The sequence below is a fragment of the Xanthomonas sp. DAR 80977 genome, assembly GCF_041240605.1.
In the GTDB taxonomy this organism is placed as follows: domain Bacteria; phylum Pseudomonadota; class Gammaproteobacteria; order Xanthomonadales; family Xanthomonadaceae; genus Xanthomonas_A; species Xanthomonas_A bundabergensis.
Map to the genome: position 1 here is coordinate 3,791,169 of NZ_CP162487.1, position 17,913 is coordinate 3,809,081.

The 17,913-nt window shown below is 70.1% G+C and carries 13 protein-coding genes; 7 read left to right on the forward strand and 6 right to left on the reverse strand.

Features of this window, described 5'->3' with window-relative positions:
• Positions 1-10 precede the first annotated feature (10 nt).
• The 3 genes from AB3X10_RS15955 to araD1 all read right to left on the reverse strand — a co-directional run bounded on the left by AB3X10_RS15955 (position 11) and on the right by araD1 (position 3,565).
• On the reverse strand, positions 11-1,003 hold the full coding sequence (locus AB3X10_RS15955; protein ID WP_369976251.1) for an ABC transporter substrate-binding protein: 993 nt from the start codon (positions 1,001-1,003) through the stop codon (positions 11-13).
• A gap of 97 nt (positions 1,004-1,100) precedes the next feature.
• A complete protein-coding gene (locus tag AB3X10_RS15960; protein WP_369976253.1) occupies positions 1,101-2,540 on the reverse strand; it encodes an aldehyde dehydrogenase family protein in 1,440 nt (479 codons plus the stop codon).
• Between the two features lie 17 nt (positions 2,541-2,557).
• Positions 2,558-3,565, reverse strand: a complete 1,008-nt coding sequence (araD1, locus tag AB3X10_RS15965) for an AraD1 family protein (protein WP_369976255.1) — start codon at positions 3,563-3,565, stop codon at positions 2,558-2,560.
• 151 nt (positions 3,566-3,716) lie between these two features.
• On the opposite strand from araD1, the gene AB3X10_RS15970 reads away from it, so the two are divergent.
• Complete coding sequence (locus AB3X10_RS15970; protein ID WP_369981864.1) at positions 3,717-4,712, forward strand: LysR substrate-binding domain-containing protein; 996 nt, start codon at positions 3,717-3,719, stop codon at positions 4,710-4,712.
• Between the two features lie 278 nt (positions 4,713-4,990).
• Here the strand turns inward: AB3X10_RS15970 and AB3X10_RS15975 are convergent, their stop codons facing one another.
• Complete coding sequence (locus AB3X10_RS15975; protein ID WP_369976257.1) at positions 4,991-5,788, reverse strand: SDR family NAD(P)-dependent oxidoreductase; 798 nt, start codon at positions 5,786-5,788, stop codon at positions 4,991-4,993.
• Positions 5,789-5,961: 173 nt separating this feature from the next.
• Between AB3X10_RS15975 and AB3X10_RS15980 the strand changes: the two genes are divergently transcribed.
• From AB3X10_RS15980 to AB3X10_RS16005, 6 genes are all read left to right on the forward strand, one after another.
• Positions 5,962-7,686, forward strand: a complete 1,725-nt coding sequence (locus AB3X10_RS15980) for an IlvD/Edd family dehydratase (protein WP_369976258.1) — start codon at positions 5,962-5,964, stop codon at positions 7,684-7,686.
• A 244-nt stretch (positions 7,687-7,930) separates the two neighbouring features.
• Positions 7,931-8,455: an RNA polymerase sigma factor gene (locus AB3X10_RS15985; RefSeq protein WP_145701194.1), complete on the forward strand. Its 525-nt coding sequence runs from the start codon at positions 7,931-7,933 to the stop codon at positions 8,453-8,455.
• Between the two features lie 65 nt (positions 8,456-8,520).
• Positions 8,521-9,531 carry a FecR family protein gene (locus tag AB3X10_RS15990; RefSeq protein ID WP_369981866.1) on the forward strand — a complete coding sequence of 337 codons (1,011 nt, stop codon included), beginning with the start codon at positions 8,521-8,523 and terminating at the stop codon, positions 9,529-9,531.
• A gap of 331 nt (positions 9,532-9,862) precedes the next feature.
• Positions 9,863-12,757, forward strand: coding sequence for a TonB-dependent receptor (locus AB3X10_RS15995; protein WP_369976260.1), 2,895 nt, complete (start codon positions 9,863-9,865; stop codon positions 12,755-12,757).
• A gap of 155 nt (positions 12,758-12,912) precedes the next feature.
• On the forward strand, positions 12,913-14,214 hold the full coding sequence (locus tag AB3X10_RS16000) for a histidine-type phosphatase (protein WP_369976261.1): 1,302 nt from the start codon (positions 12,913-12,915) through the stop codon (positions 14,212-14,214).
• Positions 14,215-14,326: 112 nt separating this feature from the next.
• A complete protein-coding gene (locus AB3X10_RS16005; RefSeq protein WP_369976262.1) occupies positions 14,327-15,631 on the forward strand; it encodes a jacalin-like lectin in 1,305 nt (434 codons plus the stop codon).
• Positions 15,632-15,942: 311 nt separating this feature from the next.
• On the opposite strand, the gene AB3X10_RS16010 is transcribed toward AB3X10_RS16005, so the two are convergent.
• Positions 15,943-16,329 (reverse strand): DUF805 domain-containing protein, encoded by a 387-nt coding sequence (locus AB3X10_RS16010; RefSeq protein ID WP_369976263.1) that lies wholly within the window; start codon positions 16,327-16,329, stop codon positions 15,943-15,945.
• Positions 16,330-16,413: 84 nt separating this feature from the next.
• The gene (radA, locus tag AB3X10_RS16015; protein ID WP_369976264.1) at positions 16,414-17,799 is read right to left on the reverse strand and encodes a DNA repair protein RadA; all 1,386 of its coding nucleotides are present in this window, start codon (positions 17,797-17,799) and stop codon (positions 16,414-16,416) included.
• Positions 17,800-17,913 lie beyond the last annotated feature (114 nt).

Genomic DNA, 17,913 nt, shown 5'->3' on the forward strand with positions numbered 1-17,913 from the left:
CCGCGCCCCGTCAGTACTTGCGCTTGGGCAGCTCGGCGGCGGCCTGCTCCTGGGTATAGACCGATTCCTCGACCACGATGCGCTTGGGCAGCGCCTTGCCGGCCTTGACGTCGCGGATCGCCTGCACCAGTTGCGGGCCGAGCAGCGGGTTGCATTCCACGGTGACGTTGAGCTTGCCGGCCTGCATCGCCTCGAACGCGCCCTTCACTCCGTCGATGGAGATGACCAGGATGTCCTTGCCCGGCGTCAGCCCGGCTTCCTCGATCGCCTGGATCGCGCCGATCGCCATGTCGTCGTTGTGCGCGTACAGCACGTCGATGTTGCGCCCTTCCGACTTCAGGAACGCCTCCATCACTTCCTTGCCCTTGGCGCGGGTGAAGTCGCCGCTCTGCGAGCGCACCACCTGGAAGCGCGGGTTGGCCGCGATGATCTCCTTGAAGCCCTTCATGCGGTCGATCGCCGGCGCCGAGCCCACCGTGCCCTGCAGTTCGACGATGCGCACCGGCTTGTCGCCGTCCTTCAGCGGCGACTGTTCGAGCAGCCAGCGCCCGGCCTTGCGCCCTTCCTCGACGAAGTCCGAGCCGATCAGGGTGACGTACAGGCTGTCGTCGGACACCTTGACCGCGCGGTCGGTCAGCACCACCGGGATGTTCGCGGTCTTGGCCTCGCGCAGCACGGTCTCCCAGCCGGATTCGACCACCGGCGAGAACGCGATCACGTCCACGCGCTGGGCGATGAACGAACGCAGCGCCTTGATCTGGTTCTCCTGCTTCTGCTGTGCATCGGAGAACTTCAGCTTCATGCCGGCCTGTTCGATCGCCTGCTTCACCGAGGCGGTGTTGGCGGTGCGCCATTCGCTCTCGGCGCCGACCTGGCTGAAGCCGACCGTGACCTGGCCGTGTTTGCCGGCCGCGTCCTTGCCGCCGCCGGAACACGCGCTCAACGCCGCGCCCAGCAGCACCGCCATCCCCAGCACCGCCGCACGCACTCCTGACTTCCGCATAACCCCTCCTCGTTCGTTGCACGCTGGCGGTCGCGCGGCGTTCGGGCCGCGGCGGCCGCCCACCCTCCCAGGCAGGCGCGCGAGTGGATCGATCAGTTCATCCCGCGAATGTATAGGCCGTCTTGACCGTCGTATAGAACTCCACCGCATAGCGGCCCTGCTCGCGCGGGCCGTAGCTGGAGGCCTTGCGCCCGCCGAACGGCACGTGCGGATCGACCCCGGCGGTGGGCAGGTTGACCATCACCATGCCTGCCTGCGCGTGCCGCTTGAAATGCGTGGCGTGCTGCAGCGAGCGCGTGGCGATGCCGGCGCACAGGCCGAACTCGGTATCGTTGGCCAGCGCCAGCGCGTGCTCGTAGTCGTCGGCCGGCATCACCGCCGCGACCGGGCCGAACACTTCCTCGCGCGCGATGCGGTGCTGCGGCTGCGCGGCGATCAGCGCCGGGCGCATGTAGTGGCCCTGGTGCTCGCACTCCAGCGCCTCGCCGCCGTACACCAGTTCGGCGCCCTCTTCCTGGGCGATGCGCACGTAGTCGCGGTCCTGCGCGAACTGGCTGGCGCTGGCGACCGGGCCGATGTCGATGCCGGGGCTCAGCGCGTGGCCGATCTTCAGCGTGGCCAGGCGCTTGCTCACCCGCGCGACGAACTCGTCGTACACCGCGCGCTCCACGATCAGCCTGCTCGATGCGGTGCAGCGCTGGCCGGTGGAGAAGTAGGCGCCGTTGACCGCGATCTCCACCGCCAGGTCCAGGTCCGCATCGGCCAGCACCACCAGCGGATTCTTGCCGCCCATTTCCAGCTGGATCTTCAGCCCGCGCGCGGCCGCCTGCTTGAGCAGGTGGTTGCCGGTCGGCACCGAGCCGGTGAAGCTCAGCGCATCGATGCCGCGGTCCTCGACCAGCGCCTGGCCGACGGTGCGGCCGCTGCCGATCACCAGGTTGAACGCGCCGCCGGGCAGGCCGGCGCGGCTGAGGATCTCGGCCAGCGCCCAGGCGCAGCCGGGCACGATCTCGGCCGGCTTGAACACCACGGTGTTGCCGTAGGCCAGCGCCGGGGCGATCTTCCACGCCGGGATCGCCAGCGGGAAATTCCACGGCGCGATGATGCCGACCGTGCCGACCGGCTCGCGGGTGATCTCCACGTCCACGCCGGGGCGGGTGGAGGCGAGTTTCTCGCCGGGAATGCGCAGCGCCTCGCCGGCGAAGAACTTGAAGATCTGCCCGGCGCGGGCGGCCTCGCCGATGCTCTCCGGCAGGGTCTTGCCTTCCTCGGAGGCCAGCAGCGTGCCAAGTTCCTGCTTGCGCGCCAGGATCTCGCTGCCGACGAAGTCCAGCGCGTCGGCGCGCTGCTGCGGCGTGCTCGCCGCCCACTTGGCCTGCGCCGCGTTGGCCGCGGCGATCGCGCTGCGTACCGCGTCGGCGTCGACGCTGCCGACCTCGCCGACCGGCGCGGACAGGTCGGACGGATTCTCGTCCGCCGCGATGTCGCTGCCGGCCACCCACTGGCCGTCGATATAGCTCTGGAAACGCTGGCTCATGCGGTTCTCCTGTTCGGTTACAGCGCGCGCACGCCGCCCAGCTCGAACCCGGCCGCGACCCGCTGCAGCGGATTGACCAGGGCCGCGCCCAGCTCCGGCAGCTCGATCTCGAAGCGGTCGCCCGGTTCGGCCTGCACGCCGTCGGCGAAGCTCAGCGTGGCGGTGCCGAAGAAGTGCAGGTGCACGTCGCCGGGCACGCGATGCGCCGCGTACTTGAAGTGGTGGTATTCGAGGTTGGCCAGCGAGTGGCACATGTTGGCCTCGCCGGTGACGAAGGGCTTTTCCCAGATCACCGCATCGCCGCGGCGGATGCGGCTGCTGCCGCGCAGGTCGCGCGGCAGCGCGCCGCTGCGCAGTTCCGGGCCGACCGCGCAGGCGCGCAGCTTGGAATGGGCCAGGTACAGGTAGTTCTGGCGTTCGGTGACGTGGTCGGAGAATTCGTTGCCGAGCGCGAAGCCGAGCCGGTACGGCACGCCGTCGGCGCCGATCACGTACAGCCCGACCAGCTCCGGCTCCTCGCCGCCGTCCAGCGCGAAGTCCGGCGACGGCAACGGCGCGCCCGGCGCGACCAGGATGCTGCCGTCGCCCTTGTAGAACCATTCCGGCTGCGCGCCGGGCTGGCCGTCGCGCGGGATGCCGCCTTCCACGCCGAGCTGGAAGATCTTCATCGAATCGGTGAGCGTGCCCTGGTCGGCCTGCTGCTGCAGGTTCTGGTGCATCGCGTCGCGGGTGGCGGCGCTGCCCAGGTGGGTCAGGCCGGTGCCGGTGACGCGGCAATGCGCCGGGTCCGGATGGGTCAGCGGCGACAGCACGCGGTGGTTCGCCAGCAGTTCGGCGTAGTCGAGCACGATGTCGCCGAGCTGATGCGTGGCGTAGTCGTCCAGTCCCATGCCGGCGGCCAGCGCGGCATTGGCCAGCGCATAGGTCGAGCCGACCTCGCGCAGCAGGCGCACCTGGGTGCCGGCCACGTCCACCGCGCCCACGCTGGGGATGCCGGAATCGTCGAGCAGTTGGATCAATCGCATGAATCGGTCGCCTGTCGGAATACGAAAGCGCGGTGCGGCAGCACGGACCGCCGGTGGCGCGGATGCGGTTCTATTCTGGCCGCATGACCTATATGCAACAAATATCGTTTTTGGCTTAATGTATACGAACATTCATATGCATTGGGCCGCCATGCCTGCCGCCACGCCCTGGTTCGTCCGTGCCCGCCTGAAGACCCGGCAATTGATGTTGCTGCTGGCGATCGAGGAGGAAGGCAACATCCACCGCGCCGCCGAGACCTTGAACATGTCGCAGCCGGCCGCGTCCAAGCTGCTCAAGGACCTGGAGGACATGCTGGAAGTGCCGCTGTTCGAGCGGCTGCCGCGCGGCATGCGCCCGACCTGGTACGGCGAGGCGATGATCCGCCACGCGCGCATCGCCCTGTCCAGCCTGGGCGAGGCCGGCGCCGAGATCGAGGCGCTGAAGGCCGGCTATTTCGGCAGCGTCAGCGTCGGCGCCATCGCCGGGCCGGCGATGACCCTGCTGCCGGCGGCGCTGGCCCAGGTCACCGAACAGCATCCGCTGTTGCGCGTGGCGCTGCGCGTGGACGGCAGCGACGTGCTGCTGGAGCAACTGGCGCAGAACAGGCTCGACATCGTGGTGGCACGGCTGTTCGCGCGCCACGACAAGCGCAACCTGCACTACCAGGCGCTGGCCGAGGAAGAGGTGTGCGCGATCGCCCGCCCCGGTCACCCGATCCTGGCGATGCCGCAGCCGGCGCTGCGCGAACTGGCCGACGCCGGCTGGATCGTGCCGCCGGACGGCAGCGTGCTGCGCCACCGCTTCGAGCTGATGTTCCAGAACGCCGGGCTGGAGCCGCCCAAGCGGGTGCTGGAGACCTCGGCGCTGGTGGTGCTGCCGCAACTGCTGCGCCTGGGCGACTACCTGGCGGTGGTGCCGGTGGACGTGGCGCGGCATTTCGCCGACCACGGCAGCGTGGCGATCGTGCCGGTGGAACTGTCGTGCCGGATGGACGCCTTCGGCATCATCACCCGCACCGACTGGCTGCTGTCGCCGGGCGCGCGGATCATGCTGCAGGCGCTGCAGGCCGCGGCCGGCCCGGTGTACGGCTACGTCGCGCCGGCCGGGGACGACGTGGCGCAGGCGGATGCGCCCCCCCAGGGATGAGGTCGGGGCTGAAGCCTCTCCTACAGTGCACCAGCCGACCAACCCCAACCGCAAGCCCCCTGCAGGAGCGGCTTCAGCCGCGACCGAACGCAGCCGCGGCCCATGCGCGCCGCCAAACCATCGGAGCCGACGCCCTCCCACCGTGCAACCCGCCAGGCAATCGCGACCATCTTGTGGGAGCGACTTCAGTCGCGACGAGCGGAGCCTGGAAGCGCGACCGTTTCAGCGATCGGCCGGAGCCCAAGCCCCTCCGACATGTCAGCGACGCACCCGCTCGCTCAGGTCCACCCGCCATCCACCACGAATTCCTGCGCCGTGATCGCGCGCGACTCGTCCGAGGCCAGGAACAGCGCCATGCGCGCGATGTCCTCCGGCATCACCTTGTCCGGCAGGCACTGGTTGCGCGCCAGTTCGCGCTCGCCGGCCTCGTCCAGCCACAGCGTCACCTGGCGCTCGGTCATCACCCAGCCCGGGGTCAGCACGTTGATGCGGATCCGCGCCGCGCCCAGTTCGCGCGCCAGGCCGCGGGTCAGCCCGTTCACCGACGACTTGGCGGTGGCGTAGACCGGATAGCCGCCGGTCTTGGTCTGCCAGCCGGTGGAACCGAGGTTGACGATCGAACCGGCGCCGAGCCGCTTCATGCCCGGCACCACCGCCTGGATCGCGAAGAACGCGGCGCGCTGGTTGATCGCCACGCAGCGCTCCCAGTACTCCGGGGTCACCGCGTCCAGCGCATGCCGGTCGTCGCTGCCGACGTTGTTGAGCAGCACGTGGAAATCGCCCAGTTCGGCGGCGGCCTCGCCCAGTGCCGCCTGCAGCGCGGCCACGTCGGTGACGTCGCAACGGCGCCACCACGGCTTGGCCAGGCCGGCCGCGGCCAGCCGCTCGGCCAGCGCCGCGCTGGCCTCGGCGGCCACGTCGACGAAGGCGACCTGCGCGCCCTGCCCGGCGAAGGCCTCGACCAGCGCCGCGCCGATGCCCGAACCGCCGCCGGTGATGAAGACGCGGCGCCCATGCAGGCTGCCGTAGGTTGCGTTGCCGGTGCCGAGGGGCGTCGCGCTTGCCGTGTTGTCCATGCCGTTTCGCTCTAGGTGGATAGGATTTCGATATATGAAAACAAATATCCATAGTCAGATATTTGTTATTTTTCATGTATCAATATGCCCGCTAGCATCGCCGACGTAAAGCACCCGGGCGACGCCGCGCAGGCACCGATCCGGGCCGATCAGGTCTCGAGGATTCCGCCAGCATGGGCTCACCCACCAAACCGGTCCGCCGCAGCCAGGCGTGGTTCGGTCGCGAAGGCAAGCAGGGTTTCTACTACCGCAGCTGGCTCAAGAGCGCGGGCCACCCGCACGACATGTTCGACGGGCGCCCGGTGATCGGCATCTGCAACACCTGGTCGGAACTGACCCCGTGCAACGGCCACCTGCGCGAACTGGCCGAGCACGTCAAACGCGGCGTCTACGAGGCCGGCGGCTTCCCGCTGGAATTCCCGGTGATGTCGCTGGGCGAGACGCAGATGCTGCCCACCGCGATGCTGTTCCGCAATCTGGCCAGCATGGACGTGGAGGAATCGATCCGCGCCAATCCGCTGGACGGCGTGGTGCTGCTGATGGGCTGCGACAAGACCACCCCGTCGCTGCTGATGGGCGCGGCCAGCGTGGACCTGCCGACCATCGGCCTGTCCGGCGGCCCATCCCTGTCCGGCAACTGGCGCGGGCAGCCGCTGGGCTCGGGTACCGGGGTGATCCAGATGTCGGAGATGGTCCGCGCCGGCACCCTGAGCCAGGACGAGTTCGTCGAGGCCGAGGCCTGCATGCAGCGCTCCAAGGGCAGCTGCATGACCATGGGCACCGCCTCGACGATGGCCAGCATGGTCGAAGCGCTGGGCATTTCGCTGCCGGAAAACGCGGCGATTCCCGCGGTCGATTCGCGCCGCGCGCGGCTGGCGCGGCTCAGCGGCCGGCGCATCGTGCAGATGGTCGAGGACGACCTGCGCATGTCGCAGGTGCTGACCCGCTCCGCGTTCGCGAACGCGATCAAGGTCAACGCGGCGATCGGCGGCTCCACCAATGCGGTGATCCACCTGCTCGCCATCGCCGGGCGCCTGGGCGTGCCGCTGAGCCTGGACGACTGGGACCAGTTGGGGTCGCGGCTGCCGTGCCTGGTCAACCTGAAACCGTCCGGCCAGTACTTGATGGAAGACTTCTACTACGCCGGCGGACTGCCGGCGGTGATGCGCGAACTCGGCGCCGAGCTGGACCTAGACGCGCTCACCGTCAACGGCCGCACCCTCGGCGAGAACGTGGCCGACGCGCCGTGCTGGAACCGCGAGGTGATCCACGCGCTGGACACGCCGTTCCGCGAACAGGCCGGCATCGCCGTGCTGCGCGGCAACCTGGCCCCGGACGGCGCGGTGATCAAGCCTTCCGCCGCCTCGCCGCACCTGCTGCGGCACCGCGGCCGCGCGGTGGTGTTCGAAAGCATCGAGGACATGAAGACGCGCATCGACGACGAGGCGCTGGACATCGATGCCGACTGCATCATGGTGCTGAAGAACTGCGGCCCGCGCGGCTACCCGGGCATGGCCGAGGTCGGCAACATGCCGCTGCCGCCGAAGCTGCTGCGCGCCGGCGTCACCGACATGGTGCGCATCTCCGACGCGCGCATGAGCGGCACCGCCTACGGCACCGTGGTCCTGCACGCCTCGCCCGAGGCCGCCACCGGCGGCACCCTGGCGCTGGTGCGCGACGGCGACATCATCGAACTGGACGTGCCCGGGCGCTCGCTGCACCTGGAGGTCAGCGACGAGGAACTGCTGCGCCGGCGCAGCGAATGGACGCCGCTGCCGACGCCGCTGCGCGGCTGGAGCAAGCTGTACGTGGAGCACGTGCAGCAGGCGCACCTGGGCGCGGACCTGGATTTCCTGGTCGGCGGCAGCGGCGCCGACGTGGCGCGCGATTCGCACTAGCGGCGTCGACTCGGCGCGATTGCCGCCGACGGCGTCTCGCGCCGACGCGCTCGCAGCCGACGCGGTGTTGTGGGAGCGACTTCAGTCGCGACGGGCCTTACTGGTAGAGCCCGTCGCGACTGAAGTCGCCCCCACAAATCCATGCAGCCGCCACATGCAACTACGGCGCCCTGCACGCGCCGCGTCACCGAAACGTCATCTATGGCCTCTAGCCTGCGCCGCATCCAAGGGGCAAGGCAGGTCGGTGGCGGCACATCCCAAGCGCGCATGGGCGCGCATGTTCGCGGAACACGGTCCGGTGCTGCGCGGCTTCTTCGTGCGCCGCGGCGCCAACGAGGACGCCGAGGACATGGTGCAGGAAACCTATCTGCGCCTGCTGCGCGCGCACCAGCACCAGGGCGAGGCGATCGCCAATCCCGAGGCCTACCTGTACACGGTGGCGCTGAACCTGGCGCGCGAACAGGCCGCGCGGCGCAAGCAGGCGCCGCTGCGCATCGACGAGATGGAGCAGTTTTCGCAATTGCTGGCCGCAGGGGACGACGTGGAAGACACGGCACAGCGACAGCAGCGGCAACAGCGCCTGCAGGCCTTGCTGGCCGGCTTGCCCGAACGCACCCGCGCGGTGCTGGTGATGCAGTACCGCGACGGCCTGAGCTACAAGCAGATCGCCGAACGCATGGGCGTGTCCGCGCACATGGTCAAGAAGCACGTGGTGCGCGGGCTGTCGGCCTGTCGCCGGGCGCTGGCCGACAGCGGGGAAAGCTGGTGAGCGAGGCCGCCTTCCCGCCGCGCAGCGCCACCGCCGAGGCCGCGCACTGGCATGCCCTGCAACGCATGCAGGCGCTGGACGCGACGCAGCAGGCGCAACTGATGGACTGGCTGACCGCCTCGCCGCTGCACCTGCGCGAATACATGGCGGTGCTGCGCGTGGCCGGCGAACTGGGCGAGGCCATGCGCGGCATGGACCTGGACGTGGACGCGCTGCTCGACGCCGACCGTCGCGCCGATGCCAGCCCGGCGCCACGCAACGTGATCGCGCTGCCGCTGCCGCAACGGCCACCACGCCCTGCCCCGCAGACGCCCCGCGCCGAACGCCGCAGCGCGCGCCTGCGCGGCTGGGGCATGGGCCTGGCCGCGACGTTGTGCGGCGTGGCGGCGCTGGCCGGCTGGGCCTGGCCGCGCACCGAGACCTACAGCACCACGCACGGCGAGCAGCGCAGCGTGCAGCTGGCCGATCGCAGCACGGTGCACCTCAACGCGCAAAGCGCGCTGCGCGCGACCATGACCCCGTGGAGCCGGCGCCTGCAGCTGCTGCGCGGCCAGGCCAGCTTCGTGGTCGCGCCGGATCGGCGTCCGCTGCAGGTGCTGGCGGGCGCACTGCGGGTCGAGGACATCGGCACCACCTTCGACATCGCCCTGTACCGGCAACAGGCGCGTATCGAGGTGGCCGAGGGCCGCGTGCACGTCTGGCGCGCCGATCGCCCGCGGCAGCCGATGCTGGCCGATCTCGGCGCCGGGCAGAGCGCGCGCATCGACGACGCCAGCGACAAGGTCGAACTGGCCAGCGAGGACGTCGCCGCGATGCATGCCTGGTGGCAGCGCCGCATCGTGTTCCGCGACGAGCCGCTGGCCAACGTGGCCGAGGATTTCAACCGGCTCAACCGCACCCGCCTGCTGATCGACGATGCCGGCGCCGGTGCGATGCGCCTGACCGGCAACTTGCGCGGCGACGACATCGCCTCGCTGCGCGCCTTCCTCGCCGACCAACCGACGCTGCGCGTGACCGCCAGTGCCGACGCGATCCGCGTCGGCAGCCGCGCGGCGCCGCGGCCAGTCGCACGCTAACCGCAGCGTCGGTCGCCGACTGCGGCGACCGACTCCCGCGCGCCTGGCGAGATAGCTGCGCAACCGCGAGTGCCGCGGCACTACGCCCGCAGGCGCACCACTCATCACCGCCTAGCGCGTACCCAGTCATGGCGCGAGCGTTCGCGCTCGCGCGCACGACCAGCGGAGAAAACAGCCGCTCGCCCTCGCCCCCACGCACGTGTCACAGAAAATTCATCGAAAACCGGTGCCCGATCGTCGCTGTCGATCCTCGTAGTCCAGGTACAACGCAGCATTGCGCCCTTTGCGGCGGTGCTGCGTCCCCACCTTCCGCTCCCACTGGACAACGACGATGCGCCGCACCCTGTTCCTTTCCATCGCCCTCGCCCTGCATGCCGGTACCGCCGGCGCCCAGACCACGCCCGTCGCGGTCGATGCGATTCCCGCACAGCCGTTGGCGCGCGCGCTCAACACCCTGTCGCGGCAGAGCGGACTGCAGTTCGTCTATGCCGCGGGCGTGGCCGGCAATCCGCAGACCCGCGGCACCAATGCCGGCGCCACGCCGGAGCAGGCCTTGCAACAACTGCTCGACGGCACCGGCCTGCGCTACCGCTATCTCAATCCGACCACGGTGACGATCGAAGCCGCGAGCGCGGCGAGCGACGCAGCGCAGGCGATCCCGGCCGCGAGCTCCGCCGCGATGCCGGCCGCCGCGCCCACGGCGGACGCACCGGTGAAGGAACTGGACCGCATCCAGGTGCTCGGCAGCTATGCCGGTAGCCTCAGCGCCGCGTTGCGCGAGAAGCGCTACGCCGACAGCGTGGTCGACGTGATCGCCGCCGAGGACATCGGCAAGCTGCCGGCGCAGAACGTGGCCGAAGCGCTGCAGCGCGTGCCCGGCGTGTCGATCGTGCGCGACCGCGGCGAAGGCGTGTACGTGCGCGTGCGCGGCCTCGGCCCGAACTTCCAGGTCACCACGCTCAACGGCCAGACCATGGCGGTCAACGAGAACGTGCGCACCTCGGGGCAGACCGGCCGCCAGTTCCGCTACGACACGCTGCCGGCCGAACTGGTGTCCGGCCTGGACGTGATCAAGAGCCCCACCGCCGACCTGGACGAAGGCGCGATCGGCGGCATCGTCAACGTGCGCACGTTCCGCCCGCTGGAACTGGGCAAGACCCTGACCAACCTGTCGCTGGAATCGAGCCAGGCGCAGCGCACCCATGCCAACGACCCGCGCGTGTCCGGCCTGTTCAACTGGGTCAACGCCGACGGCAGCTTCGGCATGCTGATCTCCGGCGCCTACGCGCAGCGCAGCCTGCGCCAGGACCGGGTCAACGAAGTGAGCTGGGACTACTACCCCAACGGCGTGCCGGGCGCGCCCGGCGCCTATTACGCGCCGACCGGACTGCGCCCGACGCTGGAACTGGAGCAACGCGAGCGCACCGGCGTGGCCGCCTCGCTGCAGTGGAAACCGAGCGCGGCGTGGGAGACCAACCTGGACCTGCTCTACGCCAAGCAGACCGTGCACTACGACGAATACAGCATGGGCGTGGGCTTCGACAGCCTGGCCAAGCTGAGCAACATTCGCGTCGAGCACGGCGGCATCACCGGCTTCGACTACCGCAACGGCCAGGTGCAGATCTCGCGCGAGACCTCCGGCATCACCGACGACAACCGCAGCGCGCGCCTGTCCAGCACCTGGAGCGGCGATCGCTGGACGCTGGGCGCGGTGGCGTTCCACTCGCAGGCGCACAGCTACGATTCGGACCCGATCCGGCGCACCCGCCTGCGCAGCGGCACCAACCTGTCGATGCGCGTGGAGATGCCGCAGGCCGACGGCGACAACGTGCCCGACTGGAGCTTCACCAACGGCTTCGATCCGAACAACCCGGCCACCGTGGCCGGGCGCCGCCTGGAATGGCGCGAGATCGATGCGCGCGACAAGGAGGACGCGCTGCAGTTCGACGCCAAGCGCGCGCTCGACGGCGACTTCTTCCGCGACCTCAAGGTCGGCGCCAAGTACCGCCAGCGTTCGCGCAGCTACGACCGCGCCGACCTGCTGCTCAACAGCATCGCCGGCGTGCGTTTCCCGGCCGGCAACTTCACCGCGCTGCCGGTGGACGACATGCTCGCCGACGCCAACGGCACCCTGCCGCGGCAGTGGCTGGCGCCGATCGAATCCACCTTCTGGGGCAACTGGCCGACCGCCGCGGACCTGGTCAACACGCCCAACAGCGCCGACCTGCAGAACTCCTATGAAGTGAAGGAGAAGATCGGCTCGGCCTACGCCATGGCCGATTTCGGCAGCGAACTGGCCGGCCGCGAGCTGCGCGGCAATCTCGGCGTGCGCCTGGTGCGCACCGAACAGACCACCGACGGCCACGCCGACGTCAACGGCACCGCGCAGCCGGTGCATTTCGAGCGCAGCTACAACAACGTGCTGCCGTCGTTCAACGCCGCCTGGGACGTGCGCGAGGACATGGTGCTGCGCGGCTCCGCGGCCAAGGTCATCACCCGCCCCGACCTCACCGACCTGTCGTCCAAGCTCACCTTCAACTCCAGCGGCGAGATCCTCACCGCCAGCGGTGGCAATCCCGGGCTCAAGCCGTTCGAGGCGTGGCAGTACGACCTGACCTTCGAGTGGTACATCGACGGCACCTCGGCGCTGACCGGCGGCGTGTTCTACAAGGACATCTCCAGCTTCATCCAGACCCAGATGTCCAACCTGGTCTACCAGGGCCAGACCTATCTGCTGTCGTCCAAGACCAACGGCAGCGAGGCCAAGGTCAAGGGCGCCGAAGTGGCCTACCAGCAGGTGTTCGCCGGCCTGCCGGGGCCGCTGGACGGGCTCGGCATGCAGCTCAACTACACCTGGACCGACAGCGAAGCCACCTACCGCGACGGCACCCGCACCTTCACCGACAGCCTGGAAGGCGTGGCCAGGAACACCTACAACGCGGTGCTGTTCTACGAGAAGGGACCGCTGATGGCGCGGGTCAGCTACAGCTGGAGCGACGACATCCTCAACGCGGTCGGCACCGCCAACGTCGCCACGCTCAACAGCGACAAGTTCGGCAGCCTGGACGCGAACGTGGCCTACAAGGTCAACGACACCCTGTCGGTGTTCGTCAACGCGATCAACCTCACCGGCGAGGTGCAGCGCCAGTACGTCGGCGACCACCTGTTCGGCGGCTACACCGACTACGGCCGCACCTGGTCGGTGGGCCTGCGCGCGCGCTTCTGAGCCGCGCTGCCGCGGTCGCCGCCGCCGGGCGGCGCCGCGCGCCATGGCGACAGCGTCCGCCATGGCGCCGTCCGCGCAATGCCCGCCCGGCCCTTGCCACGGCCTGCGGCACGTCGCGCCCTGCGCTCCCGTACCGCTTCTTCCGGACCATGCCGATGCCCTCGATATCCCGCCTCACCGCCACGCTGCTCGCCCTCGCCCTGCTGCTGCCGCTCGCCGCCGCCCAGGCCACGGCCGCGGCGCCGGAAACCCTGGAAAAAGTGCTGATCCTCAAGCGCCACGGCGTGCGCTCGGCGATGTCCAGCCCGGAACAGCTGGGCCGCTACTCGGCGCGCGCATGGCCGCGCTTCGGCGGGCCGGCCGGACACCTGACCGAGCACGGCGCGCGCCTGGAGCAGTTGTTCGGCGCATACTACCGCGCGCTCTATGCGCCGCAGGGCCTGTTCGCCGGCGACGCCTGCGCCAGCGCCTACTACTGGGCCAACCGCACCCAGCGCACCATCGCCTCGGCGCGCGCCCTGGCCAGCACGCTGACGCCCGGTTGCGCGAACGTGGTGCACGGCGTCGCCGACGGCGCCTCGGATCCGTTGTTCGACGGCGCGCCGGCCTTGCGCACGCCAGCCGCCGCCGCGCTCATGCGCGCGGCCATCGCCGGCCGCATCGGCGACGATGCCGCCGCCTGGAACGCGGCGCAGCGCGATGCGATCGACACGCTGCAGCAACTGCTGCTGCAGTGCGCGCAGCGGCCATGTCCGGCCGACGCGGGCGCCGGCAAGCAGCGCCTGGACGCGGTGGCCGCACGCATGGGCGACGCCGACGACGGGATTCCCGGCGTCGAAGGCCCGGCCGCGGCCGCGTCCGGCATCAGCGAAAGCCTGCTGATGGGCTGGGCCGACGGCCAGGACTTCGCCGCGCTCGGCTGGCAAGGCCTGGACGAGGCCAGCCTGCTGCGCGCGTTCGCCCCGCACCAGGCCGAGTTCGCGCTGCGCCTGCGTGCGCCGGCGGTGGCGCGCATGGCCAGTTCGCCGCTGGCCGCGCGCGTGCTGGCCACGCTGCAGCAAGGCAGCGACAGCGCGACGCATGCCGCGCCGATCGGCGGCGACGCGCGGCTGGTGGTGCTGTCCGGACACGACGGCACGCTGACCCTGCTGGCCGGCATGCTCGATCTGCACTGGCAACTGCCCGGCTACCAGCCGGACCAGACCGTGCCCGGCGGCGCGCTGGTGTTCGAGCGCTGGCGCCGCGCCGATGGGCAACGCGTGATCCGCCTGCGCTACACCGCGCAGAGCCTGGCGCAACTGCGCGAACGGCGTGCGCTGACGCTGCAGGCGCCGCCGCCGTCCGCGCCGGTGTTCATTCCCGGCTGCAGCAGCGCCACGCCGGGCTACGACTGTCCGCTGCCGACGCTGGCCGCGCTGATCGGCGCGGCGATCGACCCGCAGTTCCTCGCCGAATGACGCCATGCGCGCGGCCGCCGGCCGGCGCCATGGCTGCTGCATCGGCGCATCCCGCGCCGCTTCCCTGGCCACCGCGCCAGCCGCTGTTTCCCACCACCGCAAGAGGCGATTCATGATCCAGCATCTACGCACCCTCGTGAGCTTCGGCATCGGATTGAGCCTGGCCTGTGCCGGCGTGGCGCACGCGCAATCGGACACCGGCGTGCTCGACGTCCTCAGCTACAACATCGCCGGACTGCCCGAGGGCATTTCCAGCAGCAATCCCTCCGCCAACACCGCGCAGCTGGCGCCGAAACTGGCCCCGTACGGCCTGGTCCACGTGCAGGAGGACTTCAACTACCACGCCACCCTGTATGCCGGCGACACGCATCCCTACCGCACCGCCACCAGCGGCGGCGCCGCCATCGGCGACGGCCTCAACACCCTGAGCAACTATCCCTTCAGCGACTTCACCCGGGTCAAGTGGAACCAGTGCAACGGCACCGATTGCCTGACCCCGAAGGGCTTCAGCTACATGCGCGTGCGCCTGGCCGACGGCGTGCTGCTGGACGTGTACAACGCCCATCCCAACGCCGGCACCGAAACCGGCGACCTGTCCGCGCGCCGCGCCAACATCGGCCAGCTCTCGCAGTTCATCCAGACCTGGTCGGCCGGCAACGCGGTGCTGGTGATGATGGATTCCAACACCCGCTACACCCGCGCCGACGACAACATCCGCGAGCTGATCGCGGCCAACGGGCTGACCGATCCGTGGGTGGAGCTGGTCAAGGGCAGCGCGCCGGCCGCCGGCGCCGAGCCGCTGCTGTGCGGCACGCCGCCGACCAACGCCTGCGAGGTGGTCGACAAGATCCTGTACCGCGATGCGCGCCAGCTGACCCTGGTCGCCAACCGCTACCAGCTCGATCCCGGCAACTTCTACGACAGCGCCGGCAAGCCCTTGTCCGACCACTACCCGCTGTACGCGCAGTTCGGCTGGGCGGTGGGCACGGACGTGCGCACCAGCGACCAGGTCGGCGGCCCGCACGGCACGCCGTTCAACGACCTGGCCGACAGCAACAGCCTGCGTCGGCTCAGCGGCGTGACCCTGCGCGGCGACGCGCGCCTGGACAGCGTCGGCGTGATCCTGGACACGGGCAAGCTGCTCGCGCACGGCGGCACCGGCGGCCAGGCGACGACCCTGTCGCTGGGCGCCAACGAGACGCTGACCTCGGCCACCGTCAGCGTGGGCAAGTACAACGACACGACCCGCGTGTTCTCGCTGAGCCTGCGCACCAGCAGCGGCCGCAGCGTGCAGGTGGGCAAGCCGACCAGCGAGACCTATACGCTGAGCGCGCCCAGCGGCTGGCACATCGCCGGCTTCACCGGCCGCGCGGGCGACGAGATCGACAAGCTCGGCGTGGTCTACAAGAAGGACTGACGCATCGGCGGCGTGCGCGGCGCGGCGCGACGCGTCGCGCACGAACGGCAACGGCGCCCGTCGCAACGGGCGCCGTTGTTGCAGCGATGCGGATCGTCCCCGCCGTACGCGGACCGGCATGCGCACGCGTGGCGATGCGCCGCTATCCCGCGTAGCGGCTTCGCTCGCGGATCAAGGATGGGCGTTCGGGATGTTTTCCGGCTTTTCCGCCGGCACCGCAGCGGCGCTCCATGCCACGACACGCAGCATGCGTGCCGATGCAGCGGCAGCGACCGGGTCGCAACCTGGCCGCTGCAGCAAGCGATCAGGCCTCAGGCCTGCTTCGGATCCGGGCCGTAGGCATTGGCGCCCCTGACCCCTTCCATGAACATGAAGACCATGATCACCACGCCGCCCAGCCAGGGGATCAGGCCCAGCAGCACGTACCAGCCGGACTTGCCCTGGTCGTGGAAACGGCGCACCTGCACCGCGAGCGACGGCACCAGCACTGCGAGCGAATACAGGCACACCAGCACGAACGCGGCCATCGACAGCGCACTGGTGCCGTTCTGGCCGCCGAAGCCGCCGCCGATGCCCACCAGCACCATCAACACGGTGATCACCACGATGTTCAACAGCGTGAACATCCAATACTCCTTGCGCCGCGAACGCCCGGAAAAATCCGCGTAGCGCTTGAGCGGCATCAACATCCATTCCATTGTGTTTCCTTTTTTTTCGAACCGCTGCGTCACTGCAGCGGGCGGCATGGTGGCACAAACGCCGCGGCATGGAAACGCTTCCAGCTACGCGCTCGCCGCCTCCAGCGCCTGCGCCAGGCGCTCCACCGCGATCACTTCCATGCCCTTGACCACGCCGGTCTTGGGCGCATTGGCCTTGGGCACGATGGCGCGCTTGAAGCCGTGCGTGGCGGCCTCGCGCAGGCGGTCCTCGCCGTTGGGCACCGGGCGGATCTCGCCGGACAGGCCGACCTCGCCGAAGGCGATGGTCTTCTCCGCCAGCGGCCGGTCGCGCAGCGAGGACAGCACCGCCAGCAGCACCGGCAGGTCGGCCGCGGTCTCCTGCACGCGGATGCCGCCGACCACGTTGACGAACACGTCCTGGTCGCCGACCACGATGCCGCCGTGCCGGTGCAGCACCGCCAGCAGCATCGCCAGCCGGTTCTGTTCCAGGCCCACCGCCACCCGCCGCGGATTGGACAGCGGCGAAGCATCGACCAGCGCCTGCACTTCCACCATCAGCGGCCGCGTGCCCTCGCGCGTGACCATCACGCAGCTGCCGGGCTGGTTGGCGCTGCTGCCGGACAGGAAGATCGCCGACGGGTTGGACACTTCCTTCAGTCCCTTCTCGCCCATCGCGAACACGCCCAGCTCGTTGACCGCGCCGAAGCGGTTCTTGAACGCGCGCAGCAGGCGGAAACGGCTGCCGCTCTCGCCCTCGAAATACAGCACTGCATCGACCATGTGCTCGAGCACGCGCGGCCCGGCGATGCCGCCTTCCTTGGTCACGTGGCCGACCAGGAACACCGCGGTGCCGGTTTCCTTGGCGTAGCGCACCAGCCGCGCCGCGCTCTCGCGCACCTGGCTGACCGAACCGGGCGCGGCGGTCAGCGACTCGGTCCACAGGGTCTGCACCGAGTCGGCCACGATCAGTTTGGGCCGCGCCGCGCTGGCGTGCTGCAGGATCTGCTCGATGCCGGTCTCGGCCAGCGCGTTGAGGCCGTCCAGCGGCAGGTCCAGGCGCACCGCGCGGCCGGCGACCTGGGCCAGCGATTCCTCGCCGGTCACGTACAGCACCGGCAGCGTGCCGGCCATCTTCGCCAGCGCCTGCAGCAGCAGCGTCGACTTGCCGATGCCCGGGTCGCCGCCGATCAGCACCACCGCGCCTTCGACCAGGCCGCCGCCGAGCACCCGGTCGAACTCGCCGATGCCGGTGGACACGCGCGCCTGGTCGCGATGCTCCACGTCCTTGAGCGCGGTGATCTTCGGCGTCTCCGCCTTGCCGGCCCAGCCGCTGCGCCGCGCCGCGGCCGGCGCCTTCGCCGCCGCCGCGCTTTCCAGCACGATCTCGCTCAGCGAATTCCACGCCCCGCACTCGGCGCACTGGCCCTGCCACTTGGTGTACTCGGCGCCGCATTCGCCGCAGACATAGGCCGTCTTCGCCTTCGCCATCTCGTTCTTGCCCGCTGACAGAATGCGCCAGCATAGTGGCTGGCGGTCTCAAGGTCCGCGACGGGCGCGGGGAGCGGCATACTCGACGCCGCCGATGGCGCGCCCTGTGCATTC